This window comes from Polaribacter sp. IC066 (assembly GCF_007997085.1).
Taxonomy (GTDB): Bacteria; Bacteroidota; Bacteroidia; order Flavobacteriales; family Flavobacteriaceae; genus Polaribacter.
Genome location: NZ_VORR01000018.1, coordinates 24,653 through 38,121, shown reverse-complemented (window position 1 = coordinate 38,121; position 13,469 = coordinate 24,653). Strand labels below are relative to the sequence as shown.

At 31.2% G+C, this 13,469-nt stretch carries 9 protein-coding genes; 4 read left to right on the top strand and 5 right to left on the bottom strand.

Features of this window, described 5'->3' with window-relative positions:
- From ES044_RS08075 to ES044_RS08065, 3 genes are all read left to right on the top strand, one after another.
- On the top strand, positions 1–1,251 hold the full coding sequence (locus ES044_RS08075) for a tetratricopeptide repeat protein (protein WP_147118168.1): 1,251 nt from the start codon (positions 1–3) through the stop codon (positions 1,249–1,251).
- Positions 1,252–1,352: 101 nt separating this feature from the next.
- Positions 1,353–1,775 (top strand): hypothetical protein, encoded by a 423-nt coding sequence (locus tag ES044_RS08070; RefSeq protein ID WP_223269116.1) that lies wholly within the window; start codon positions 1,353–1,355, stop codon positions 1,773–1,775.
- A 170-nt stretch (positions 1,776–1,945) separates the two neighbouring features.
- Entirely contained in the window at positions 1,946–3,133 is a 1,188-nt protein-coding gene (locus tag ES044_RS08065; RefSeq protein WP_190311492.1) for an ATP-binding protein, read from the top strand.
- On the opposite strand, the gene obgE is transcribed toward ES044_RS08065, so the two are convergent.
- The 4 genes from obgE to ES044_RS08045 form a co-directional block, all read right to left on the bottom strand.
- A complete protein-coding gene (gene obgE / locus ES044_RS08060; RefSeq protein ID WP_147118171.1) occupies positions 3,130–4,119 on the bottom strand; it encodes a GTPase ObgE in 990 nt (329 codons plus the stop codon). The two genes, ES044_RS08065 and obgE, sit on opposite strands and share 4 nt — an antisense overlap.
- 88 nt (positions 4,120–4,207) lie before the next feature.
- Entirely contained in the window at positions 4,208–5,326 is a 1,119-nt protein-coding gene (locus ES044_RS08055; RefSeq protein WP_147118172.1) for an adenylate kinase, read from the bottom strand.
- A gap of 198 nt (positions 5,327–5,524) precedes the next feature.
- On the bottom strand, positions 5,525–8,506 hold the full coding sequence (gene secDF / locus ES044_RS08050) for a protein translocase subunit SecDF (protein ID WP_147186990.1): 2,982 nt from the start codon (positions 8,504–8,506) through the stop codon (positions 5,525–5,527).
- Positions 8,507–8,659: 153 nt separating this feature from the next.
- Positions 8,660–9,262 (bottom strand): hypothetical protein, encoded by a 603-nt coding sequence (locus ES044_RS08045; protein ID WP_147118174.1) that lies wholly within the window; start codon positions 9,260–9,262, stop codon positions 8,660–8,662.
- A 183-nt stretch (positions 9,263–9,445) separates the two neighbouring features.
- Here ES044_RS08045 and ES044_RS08040 point away from each other — a divergent pair, with 183 nt between their 5' ends.
- Positions 9,446–11,122, top strand: coding sequence for a formate--tetrahydrofolate ligase (locus tag ES044_RS08040; protein ID WP_147118214.1), 1,677 nt, complete (start codon positions 9,446–9,448; stop codon positions 11,120–11,122).
- 200 nt (positions 11,123–11,322) lie between these two features.
- Here the strand turns inward: ES044_RS08040 and recQ are convergent, their stop codons facing one another.
- Positions 11,323–13,443 carry a DNA helicase RecQ gene (recQ, locus tag ES044_RS08035; RefSeq protein ID WP_147118175.1) on the bottom strand — a complete coding sequence of 707 codons (2,121 nt, stop codon included), beginning with the start codon at positions 13,441–13,443 and terminating at the stop codon, positions 11,323–11,325.
- Positions 13,444–13,469: the final 26 nt, after the last annotated feature.

The window sequence follows — 13,469 nt, the reverse complement described above, 5'->3', positions numbered from 1 at the left end:
ATGAAAAAGAAAATTTTAATTGTATTATTATTTGTAGTTATAAAAGTTGAAGCGCAATCTTCAACTTTTTCTGTGGTAGATAGTTTGTTTGCAAAAGGCAGATATAAATTGGCTTTACAAGAATTAGATAAAAAGCAACCTTCATTTTTATCGAACTATAAAAAAGCGGTTATTTATGAATCTATCGATAACTATACAAACGCGGTTCAATTTTTAGAGAATGCAGTAGCATTTAAAGAAGATGAAAACGCAAAATTAAAATTAGCGAAGAATTATCGTCGTTTAAAACAAACACAAAAAGCAATTTTAATTTACGAAGAAATTTTAGCAAAAGATTCTTTAAACTTGGTTTTGCAATATCAAGTAGGCAAACTATATCTTATTACAAGAAAGCCTGAAAAAGCCGAAACTATTTTTAAGTATCTAATTAGTAAGGACGATACAAATGCTAATTACTCGTATCATTTAGGGTTAGCGTATGCCTTAAAAGGACAAAGAGATCCCATGATTAATAGTTTCATCGATACGTATGTGAAAGATACATTACACTTAAAAGCGGTTGTGCAATTGGCAAAAAGTTTTAAAAAGTTAAATGATAAAGATTCTACGCAGCTTTTTATTGACAAAGGATTGACGTTAAATAAAAATCATATTGACTTAAATAAATTGAAAATTAATCAATTATTTACAGATAAAAAATATCAAGAAACGATTCCTTTATTGTTAAATTTAGACACAATTGATAAAAAAGACACCTATAGCACAACCATGTTAGGAAGATCTTATTACAATATAGATAGTTTAGAGAAAGCTAAAAAGTATTTTACAAAATTGGCTTTTTTGGATGATAAAGATTTTGAGTCGAATACATATTTGGGTCATATTGCTATGAAAGAGAAAGATTATAACGTTGCTAGGTTAAATTATATGATGGCAACTTTTAAAGGAAAAGAAAAAAGAGATGAAGCGTATTATGGCATGGCAACCATGTATTATGAAACTAAAAAGCCAAAGAAAGCGATGAATGCTTTTGAAGAAGCCTATAAAGAAAATAGAAGTAATTACAGGGCCTTGTATCAGTTAGCTAAACTTTCTGATGATTATTACAAGGATAAAAAAATAGCGTATCGCCATTACAATGCCTACATAGAGCGCTTTTATGATTCAGATAAGGACATTGCTGCTTTTGTAAGAAGTAGAATAAAAGAGATTAAAAAAGACTATTTTTTAAGGGGAGAAAGTTTAAAATAAAAGTCGGTAAAATTTAGTAATTTCACGCCATAAATTAGGGTATGTTATTACGTGGTTTTTATTTTTTGGTTGTTTGTGTTTTTTTCATTTCGTGTGATCAGTTGTCACCTGCAAAACAGCATAATCTGCAAAAATTAGATACAATTATAGATTTTACTTCTGTAGATTTTTATCCATCTTTTAAAGTTTGTGACTCTTTAATTGAGAAAGTAGAAAAAGAAAATTGCTTTAGAAATACTATTTATAAAAAAATAGGAGCTTCCTTGCAAAAGCATACTTTAGAAAGTAAAGATGCTATTGATGAAACTATTTTGGTCGATTTGATAATTAATTCTGCAGGAGAAATTATTTTTAAAGAATTGCAGGCAACAAAACTGATTAAAAATCAACTACCCACATTAGATAGTTTAATTAGAATTTCTGTAGATCAATTACCAACTATTCATCCTGCCATAAAAAGAGGGATTCCTGTTACTTCAAAATATCAATTGCCAATTAGGATACAATTGAAAGAATTGCCTTAAGTTTTAAAATAATAAAGACTACCTTTAATGAACATTTATTTTATAACCCCCGATAAAAATATATCAAATTAATTGATATTTTACAAATGAATAATTTTCTTAAGAAAACACTCAAACTTGGCAAAGTTGAAAATTTTGAACTAAAGAACAGTAGTTTAATATTGTTCTTGATGGCACCAATCTTTTTTGGTTGGTCTTATTTTATACATAACTATGAACAGGTAAATAAAAGAGTAGAAGGGTCTACAGAGTTTTTTGCATTGTTATTTTTCATTGCGAGTATTTTTCCTTTTATTTTTAAAAAATCGATACATTATTTTTATGGATGGATTGTCTTTTTAGTAATTCTATTGTTTTCTCATTACTCATTAATTAACTTACATATTAATAGTTTTAATATTCGTTTTATTTTAGGTTTCTATGCCGTTTTTTTTGGTTCTATTCTCTTGTTAAATAACAGGATATTTATCAATATCTATTTAGTGACCGTATTTATTCATTTGCTACTAGCATTAACGACATCTAAAATAGATGATATCACGTATAATTCGGTTTTAAGCTCTTTTTCTTTAATGTTTATTTTTGCTTTGCTTCTTTTAAATGATTCTGCTGCTTTTAGGTACTCGCTTGCTGATAATAATAAAGTGTTAGAGAAAAGTAGAATAGAATTAAAAAAAAGAGCCGAAGATTTAGAAGAAAAAAATAAGGATTTAGAAGAATTTGCGAATGTGGTTTCACATGATTTAAGAACTCCTTTAGGAAACCTCTCGGCTTTGTTTAATTGGTTACAACAAGAGATTGAAGAGAATAATAAAGAACATATAGAAGAGCATTTAAAACTTATTGAAAAAGAAACTCATCAAATGGATTTAATTTTACAAGGTGTTTTAAAGTATTCTTTGCAAAATGAAGTACTAAGAAGTGATGAAGCTGTATATTTAGATCTTTTAGTGCATGATTTAAAAGAATTGCATGAAACTGACAACTGTAAAATAACGATAAAAAAAGAGCTGCCTACAATAGCCATTAATAAATCTCAAATACATCAAGTTTTTGATAATTTAATTAAAAATTCAATTAAATACAACGATAAAGAGGTTTGTGAGATTGAAGTAGATTGTACCCAAAGCAATGACTTTTATACGTTTTCAGTAAAAGATAATGGTATGGGAATTGCCGAAGAATACCATGAAAAAATATTTGAATTATTTCAAAGACTAGATATTGAGCAAACAGGGAATGCTATTGGCATAGGTTTGTCTATGGCAAAGAAAATAATCAACAGAAATAAAGGTGAAATTTATTTAGAAAGTCAAGTTCATATAGGTAGTACTTTTTATTTTACATTACCTGTTTAGTTCAACATTTTCCAGAGTTTGTCTTTTAATTCTTGTAAGCCTGTTTCAGCAACAGAGGATATAAAAATAGCTTCAACACCTTCTGGTAACGCTGCTTTTATTTCTGCTTGCAACTCATCATCTAGCATATCTGTTTTAGTAATTGCTAACAATCTTTCTTTGTCTAACAATTCTGGATTGTGCATCTTAAGCTCATTCAATAGAATCGCGTACTCTTTATTTATATCATCACTATCCGCAGGAACCATGAATAACAATGCCGAATTACGCTCTATATGGCGTAAAAAGCGATGTCCTAAACCTTTTCCGTCGGCAGCACCTTCTATAATACCAGGAATATCTGCAATGACAAATGTCTGATGATTTCTATGTTCAACAATGCCTAAATTAGGTTTTAGTGTGGTAAAGGCATAATCTGCAATTTTTGGTTTTGCAGAGGTTAAAACCGATAATAAAGTAGATTTACCCGCATTCGGAAAACCAACTAGACCAACATCAGCCAATAATTTTAATTCCATTCTAAACCAACCTTCAATGGCATCCATACCAGGTTGTGCATATCTAGGAGTTTGATTTGTAGAGGTTTTAAAATTCCAGTTTCCAAGTCCGCCTTTTCCACCACGTAATAAAACAACTTCTTTTTTATCTTCTGTAATCTCTAGAATTACTTCATCGGTATCTGCGTCTTTTATGATGGTACCTAAAGGTACATCAACATAAATATCTTTTCCATCCGCACCAGAACTTCTACTTGCACTTCCAGATCCGCCTGGTTCTGCTCTAAAGTGACGCTTAAATTTTAGGTGAAACAACGTCCACATATTTTTATCACCTCGTAAAATAATATGTCCACCACGGCCACCATCGCCACCATCAGGACCGCCTTTGGTAATAAATTTTTCTCTGTGAAGATGCACAGAACCTTGCCCTCCTTTACCAGAAGTAGCGTATATTTTTATGTAGTCAACAAAATTTCCTTCCGTCATTATTTCTAGGTATGCGTTTATTTTTTTACGGTATAACCAGTATGGTTAAAAGCAGCTAAATGTATAAACAATTTAACGATTAAACGTTTTATAAAGTATCAAATACTATAGCAATTCTTTGTGTAATTTCTTCAATAGAACCCACACCATTAATACCATAATATTTTTGTTGTGCTTCAAAATAATCTTTTAAAACAGCAGTTTTGGTATTGTATTCGTTAAAACGATTTCTAATTTTAACTTCGTCTGTATCATCAGATCTACCACTTGTTTTTCCGCGTTCTAACAAACGTGCTACTAGCAAATCTTCAGGAACTTCTAAAGCAACCATCGCATTAATTTGTTCTCCTTTTTCAGCTAAAAATTCATCTAAAGCAGTTGCTTGAGATTCAGTTCTAGGAAAACCATCAAAAATAAAACCATTGGCATCTGCATTTTTATTTACCTCGGCTTTTAGCATATTTATGGTAACTTCATCAGGCACTAAATCGCCTTCATCCATATATTTTTTTGCTAACAGACCAAGTTCTGTTTGGTTTTTAATATTGAAACGAAATACATCTCCTGTAGAAATATGCAATAAATTATACATTTCTTTTAAGAAGGTTGCTTGCGTTCCCTTTCCTGCACCAGGAGGGCCAAATAGTACAATGTTTTTCATTTTTGGTGGTGGTGTTAGTTGATATATTGCTGGGTAATTTCTTCCTAAACCATCATAATCTAATCCATAACCAACAATAAATTTATCTTCAATACTTTTGCCGATATAATCTATTGGGAGCTCTTTTCTAAAAACATCTGGCTTAAAAAATAAGGTAGCAACTTTTAATTGTTTTACGTTTTTATGTCTAAAAATATTATAAATTTCTTGCAGTGTTGCACCTGTGTCGATTATGTCTTCTAAAATGATAACAGTTCTGCCTTCTAAATTTTCATTAATACCTACTAAATGCTTTATTTTTTCGGTAGAAGAGGTGCCTTGATATGAAGCTAACTTTACAAATGAAACTTCGCAATTTCCTTGATATTCTCTAACGAAATCTGCTGCAAACAAAAAACAGCCATTTAAAATTCCAACAAAAATTGGTACCTCATCTTCTGGCAAATCCGCTTTTACACGTTGCGCTAAATATTTAGTAATTGCAGATATTTCTTCCTTATGAATATAAGGTTTAAAGTATAAATCGTGAAGTTTTATGATGCTCATTATTTGTAACTAACGCTATTAAATGAATTTTAATCTTTGTGCAAATATAAAGGTCTTATTTATAAATACCTACAAGGTTTTTAAGATACTGCATTAAGTTTGATACAAACCTTACAGGATAGAAAAAACCGTTTTCTTTATAGCTACTGAAACAAGTTCAATATAAAGAAAACGGTTTTAATATATCTTTAAATAAGATTATTCTTCTATTTTTTCTTCTTTTTTAGAAGTGTCAAACATGATTGGTGTTGCCACAAATAATGATGAGTAAGTACCTACTGCCACACCAATAATTAAGGCAAACATAAATCCTTTAATAGAATCTCCACCGAATAAAAAGATAGCAGACATTACTAATAATGTTGTAAAAGAGGTATTTATTGTTCTTCCTAAAGTAGAACTTAATGCTTTGTCTACAACTTTACTATATTTCCATTTTGAATGGGTTTCTGTAAATTCTCTAATTCTATCGAAAATTACAACGGTATCATTTAGAGAGTACCCAACTACTGTTAAGATGGCGGCAATAAAAGATTGGCCAATTTCCATATCAAAAGGCATAAAACTATAGGTAATAGAGAATACAGCTAATACGATTAATACATCATGAAAAACTGCAGCTACAGCACCAATAGAGAAAGAAATCTTTCTAAACCTTAATAAAATATATAAGAAAACAATTAACAAAGAGCCAAAAACGGCATACAAAGCAGATGTTTTAATATCATCTGCAATTGTTGGAGATACTTTAATATAACTTAAAACACCCATGTCATTTTCACTTTTCTCAAAGCCGGGTTTAAAATCTTCATAGGTAGTTTCGCCTAAATAAGGTTTTAAACCATTGTATAAAGTAGTCTGAACTTCGTTATCTACTTCTTGCCCTTCTTCATCAATTCTGTAAGCGGTAGTTATTTTTAATTTGATATCAGAACCATAAGTTTTAACCTCTGGTGCAGAACCGAAAACATCTTTTAAAGTTGTAGCAACTTCTGTTGCACTCATGTTCTTATCAAAACGAACTTCATAAGAGCGACCTCCTTTAAAGTCAACTCCTTGTTTTAAACCAAGGGTAAAAATAGAAATAAGACCTCCAATAATAATTGCACCAGATATAACGTAAGCAATTTTACGTTTTTTTAAGAACTCAACATTAATATTCTGGAACCAGCCTTTAGAAACAGAAGTGTCAAAGGTTAATTTAGCATCTTTCTGAACAGCGCCATCAATTAACAAACGAGTAATAAATACTGCTGTAAATAATGAGGTTGCAATACCAATCATTAAGGTTAAGGCAAAACCTTTAATAGGTCCTGTACCAAAAACATATAAAATTATACCGGTTAATAAGGTTGTAATGTTTGCATCAATAATAGCAGATAAAGCGCCCTTTATAGAGAAACCTTCTTCTACCGATTGTTTTAAACCTTTCTTTTTGAATAATCCTTCTTTAATCCTTTCAAAGATAATTACGTTGGCATCTACAGACATACCAATGGTTAAGATAATTCCTGCAATACCGGGTAACGTTAACACCGCGTTAAACGAAGCTAAAATTCCGAATATAAATAAGATGTTTACCAACAAAGCAATATCAGCATATAAACCAGCTTTACCATAATAGAGAATCATCCAAAGTAAAACCAAAAGAATTGCCAAACCAAATGAGCTTATAGAAGCATCGATAGAGTCTTGCCCTAAAGATGGCCCAACAATTTCTGCTTGAATAATACTCGCAGCAGCAGGTAGTTTACCAGCTTTTAAAACAGTAGAAATATCTTCTGCTTCTTCAATAGTCATGGTACCACCAGAAATCTGTGTATTACCACCAGTAATTGCTTGGTTTACAGAAGGTGCTGTATACACATAATCATCTAGAACAACAGCAACAAAATTCCCTACATTATCGGCAGTCATTTTTGCCCATTGTTTTGTTCCAGAGCTATTCATAGTCATACTAACAACTGGTTTACTCAATTGATCAAAATCTTGTCTAGCATCTAAAATAACATCACCTTCTATAGTTGGGCTGTCATTTCTGTTTCCTTTTATGGCATATAATTCAATGATTTCAGTACCATCAACTCCTTCATTAGATTTGTAATTCCATAAAAATTTAACGTATTTTAATTCTTTAGGAAGCAAAGCTCTTACTTCTTTGTTCTTTAACAAGTCATTTACTCTTGCAGTATCTAAAACTCTAGCTTGTGCCACTAAAGAACTTAATTGTTGCTGCGATTGTGCAACATTAGGAAGTAAATAGGTAAATAAATTATTTTGAACTTTCGTAGAATCTGCTTCTTCGCCTAATAAAGCGTCAATGTCATCTGTTTTAACAGAATCTTTTTCTTTCTCTATAACCGAATCGTCTTTTAATAATTCAGCAACTTTAGCGTTCGCTTCAAAGAAAAAGTTTTGAACCTCTGCATTGGTATGCACTTCCCAAAACTGCAGTTCAGCTTTACTTGTAATTAACTTAATAACACGATCAATATCTCTAGCTCCTGGTAATTCAACTTGAATTCTACCTGAATTTCCTATTCTTTGTATGTTGGGTTGTGTTACACCAAATTTATCAATTCTACTTCTTAATACTTCAAAAGCAGTACCAATAGAACTGTTAATTTCTTCTTGTAATGTTTCTTTTACGGTAAGGTTACCCTCATCAAAAGAAATCTTTTCGCTTAAAGCCTTTGTTCCAAAAATAGAAGGATCACTTAATTTTGTAGTTCCAGCAATTTTTTCAAATTCTTCGAAAAATAAATCTAAATAATTTAGATTACTGTTTTTCTGTCTAACATCTGCAGCCTCTAAAGCGTTATTGAAAGCTTCGTTTTTAGATTCATTAGAAAGGCTTTTTAAAACCTCTTTTACAGAAACCTGTAAAATTGCGTTGATACCTCCTTTTAAGTCAAGACCAAGATTCATTTCTTTGTCTTTAACATCGTTATACGTGTACTGTGCAAATTTTAAATCGATGATTTCTTTATTAGCAACACTGTCTAAAAATTTTCTTTCGAAAGTGGCTTTTTGTCTAGCATCATCGTCAATAGCCTTGCTATCAGCATAAATTACGGCATCATCTTCTACTTTATTAGCTAAAAAAGTAAATGATAATTGGTACAAACTCACTAACCCAAAGAGGATTGCGAATAATTTAATAAGTCCTTTGTTTTGCATTTTATATGTTTTAATGGTCAAAAATTTTAAAGCGAGCAAATATATATAACTTCGTTTAAAATTTAACAATTATTTTTGCGGAATGTTTTTTAATCATGAGTTTCAAACTCATTTGTTTATGGTAGTTTAAGAAATATGTAAACTAATACATTTTTAGATGTAGTAAACATGGGGTCCAGCTCTAACTTCTGGCTCTTTATTTGAAGTTCTATCTTTTGTAAAAGGACTTTTTTTAGCAGCATTAAAGGCTGTCTTAAAAAGTTGGTTTGCTTTGTGTATTTTAAAATTTCTTACAAGAGCGTACTTATAATTCGATGTAGATCTATCTGTGCTAGGTTTAATTTCAAATATAAACTGATCATCAAGATTAGAGATGTCTACTTCATTCGTTAATTGATAGATATTAATATTATAATCAGAATAAGAATGGTTTTGCTGATTATTTTTTGATTGCTTATTTAAAACCAGTTGATGCTCTTTTGAAAGGGCATCCTTAATTTTATGAACAGGTACATCACTGTAATAAGAAATTTTTAGTGTGCCATTTTCTGTTTTCTGAATTTTAATATTAGAAACACCAATTTTTAAAAGTTTTTCTTGAACATCAGTAATGGTATTTTTAATGTTTTTTTGGTTGATTTTAGCGTCAACAAATTCTAATACAATTTCCTGATTAGGTATAGAAACGTGCTCATAAAATCCACCAAAGTAAATAAGGATTAAAAATAGTGAACTAATGTACCATTTTACATTCATGCGTCAAATATATAAAAAAGATTGCTTTCTTTAGAGGTAAAAATGAACCTTAAAGAAGAACATTATTAGAGCCTTATTAATGCTATAATTTTTTTAGCGAATAACAGTATATTAGTATGAATTATTTAAAAGGATTACCTTAAATTTATGAATCCAAAAAAAAAACTTCTAATTAGTAAGAATATGTCACATCTTTCAGATATACAAATAGCGCAGGCTAAAAAATTGCAACACATTAAAGAAATTGCTAAAAAACTTCAGGTAGATGAAGATGTTTTAGAAATGTATGGTAAATACAAAGCAAAATTACCTTTATCACTTATTGATGCTAAAAAAATAGAAAAAAGTAATTTGGTTTTAGTTACGGCGTTAACTCCAACACCCGCAGGCGAAGGAAAAACAACGGTTTCTATTGGTTTAACTGAAGGATTAAATAAAATAGGAAAACAAGCAACCGTAGTTTTAAGAGAACCTTCTCTAGGGCCTGTTTTTGGTATAAAAGGTGGCGCTGCTGGGGGCGGATATTCTCAAGTTATACCAATGGAAGATATTAACCTCCATTTTACAGGCGATTTTAATGCAATCGAAAAGGCGAATAATTTATTGTCGGCTTTAATTGATAACAATATTCAAAGCAAAACCAATAATTTAAATATTGATGCTAGAACCGTTCTTTGGAAACGGGTGATTGATATGAATGATCGTGCTTTAAGAGATATTACAATTGGCTTGGGTGGTAGCGCAAATGGAGTGCCAAGACAAGACGGATTTAATATTACACCGGCATCAGAAGTAATGGCAATTCTTTGTATGGCATCTAATCTAGGGAATTTAAAAGAACGTTTAGGGAATATTTTAGTCGGATTTACTTTTGATAACACACCTGTTTTTGCACGCGATTTAAAAGCAGAAAATGCCATGACTATTTTATTAAAAGATGCTATTAAACCCAATTTAGTGCAAACTTTAGAGGGGAATCCAGCAATAATTCATGGTGGTCCATTTGCGAATATTGCGCAAGGAACCAATACCATTATTGCTACGAAAATGGGTTTATCGCTGTCTGATTATGTGGTTACGGAGGCCGGGTTTGGGGCAGATTTAGGGGCAGAAAAATTCTTGAATATCAAATCTCAATTTGCTAATTTAAATCCTAAATGCGTTGTTTTGGTGGCAACGATTAGAGCTTTGCGTCATCATGGGGGTGCAAAAGCAGACGAGTACAATACGCCAAATATAGAAAGGGTTAAAGAAGGTTTCAAAAATCTTGAGAAACATATAGAAAATATTCGAAAATTTAATATTGAGCCCGTTGTAGCAATTAATTCTTTTATTTCTGATGCTGATGAAGAAGTTCGTTTTATAATTGAGAAATGCGCAGGTTTAGGAGTAGAGGCTGTTTTATCAGAAGGATGGGCGAAAGGCGGAGAAGGAACTAAAAATTTAGCAAAAGCGGTTGTAAATGTGGTGGAAAATAAAGCAACTATTTACAAACCTTTGTATGATTGGAAAAGTCCTGTAAAAGAAAAAATAGAAAAAATTGCGAAAGAAATCTATGGGGCTAAAAATGTTGCATTTACCAACCAAGCAAAACTAAATTTAAAGAGAATTGACAGATTGGGATTTAATGATTTTGCCATTTGTATGGCGAAAACACAAAAATCTTTTTCAGATGATGAGCAGTTAATTGGTTGTCCTACAGGGTTTACAATAACGGTTCGAGAAATTGAGATTGCTGCCGGCGCACAGTTTTTAATTCCTATTCTAGGAAAAATGATGCGAATGCCTGGGTTGCCATCAATTCCGGCTTCAGAAAATATGATGATTGATGATAACGGAGTGATTTCTGGGTTGTCTTAATATAAGAAAAGACCTAACAGGTTTATAAAACCTGTTAGGTATGATATTTTAAGGAGGTAAAATATTTATGTAACTGCTACGCGAGTTTTAAAAAGCAAAATAGTATACATGTTATTTTGATTATTGCTGTTTATGAAATTATTATGGCTGAATTTTGGTTGAAACTCTAAAGGTAAATCGGTTTTGTTTCTTTTGATGAGTTACTTGCTATACTCATTTTTTAAAATTAGCGTAATACTTACTCTTATTTCCCAATAAGAAACTTCTTCGTTTAGTTTGTCATAAATTGGTTTCAATTCTATTTTTCGATCAAAATGATTAAAAGCTATTCTTACGTTATTTAAAGTTTCTTTGGATACATACTTTTCTAATTCAATTTCTTTTCCTTCGTAATATAATTGAGATAAATGCGAAAAAATAGTAGTAATTGATAAGCTTCTTTTTTTAGCAATTTCTGTGGGATGCAAACCATCTTTGTAAAAATTAAAAGTTTTTTGTGTGGTAGAAATTTTTCGAGGTTTGGCTACACTTTTAAATTTGCGAATTACAGTCATAAATTCGGCACCATACTTTTCCATTTTGTTCATTCCAACCCCAGAAATGGCCAAAAATTCATTTTCGGTTGTAGGAAGTTCGCTTGCCATTAATTTTAATGATTTGTCATTAAAGATAATATACGCTGGCATATTTTCTTCTTTTGCAATGGCATACCTTATTTTTTTGAGCTCTGTAAATAAATCGCTATTGGTTTCGCCTATCGATGAAATTTTTACGGCTTTATCTTGCTTCTTTTTATCATCTGGACTTACAGGAGTTGTTAATCGTATTGTTTTTTCTCCTTTTAAAACTTTCCAACCAATGTTTGTTATTTTTAAAGCAGAACTTTCTGCATACATTATTTCTATGAGCCCTTGGTTTGCCATTTGAATCACATAATCTCGCCAGTCAAAAAAAGAAATATCTTTCCCTATTCCGTATGTTTTTAAACCAGCATATTTTTTTGCATAAATATCTGCATTATTACTTCCTCTTAACACATTAATTAACATGGTAATTCCGTCTTTTTCTTTCATTCTTGCGATTCCTGAAAGTGCTTTTTGTGATAAAATAGTTCCTTCAAAATCTTTAGGAGGATTTTGGCAAACATCGCAATTGCCGCAATTTTCAGAAAGATGTTCTCCAAAATAAGACAGTAATATTTTTCTTCTACACGATTTAGCTTCTGCAAATTGAAGCATTCTATTTAACTTTTCTTTTTGCATCAATGAATTTGCGCCATTATCTGCAAATTGGCTGTACAACACAAAATCTCTCATATTATAATACAGCATTGTTTCTGATGGCAATCCGTCTCTTCCAGCTCTCCCTATTTCTTGGTAATAACCTTCGAGGTTTTTTGGTAAATTATAATGAATCACAAAACGAACATTCGATTTATCAATCCCCATTCCGAATGCTATCGTGGCAACAATTATTTTTGTGTCATCATTTATAAAATCGGTTTGGGTATTTTCTCTTTCTTCATGATTCATACCTGCGTGGTAAAACGCAACAGAATGCCCCTCTTGTTTTAAATAATTAGCTACTTCTTCGGTGTTTTTTCTACTTAAACAATAAATAATACCACTTTCGTTTTTTCTTCGTTTTATAAAATGACCAATTTCTTCGAGCTTTTTCTTCTTTTGCACTTGCCCGCGTACTTCTATGCTTAAATTTTTTCTATCAAAAGAAGAAATAAATAATTTAGAGTTTGTTAAGCCTAATTGTTGCTCAATATCTTTTCTGGCAGATTTATCTGCCGTGGCAGTTAATGCCATAAAAGGTACATTTGGTAGCGAGTTTCTAAAAACCTTTAGTTGGGTGTATTCTGGTCTAAAATCATGACCCCACATGCTTACACAATGTGCTTCATCAATAGCGACTAATTTTATATTGAGTTGTTTTAACCAAGTGTTGCTAACCGATATTAATTTTTCTGGAGATAAATACAATAATTGTAATTCACCATTCATCGCTCTATTAATAACATCATTTTCTTCTTGTGGAGAATTAGAGCTGTTAAAGAAATCGGCTTTTATTCCGTTTGATTTTAGGGCTTGTACTTGGTCTTTCATTAATGAAATAAGCGGAGAAACTACAATGGTAATTCCGTTAAAAATCATTGCAGGAATCTGGAAACACATCGATTTTCCGCCACCAGTTGGCATTAAAACAAAACTGTCTTTTCCGTCAATGGTTCGGTTGATGATTTCTTCCTGTAACGGACGAAAGTTTTCATATCCGAAGATATTTTTTAAAAGAATATGGGTTTGTGTTTTCAATTTATTAGCAATTAAGCTGCAAAAGT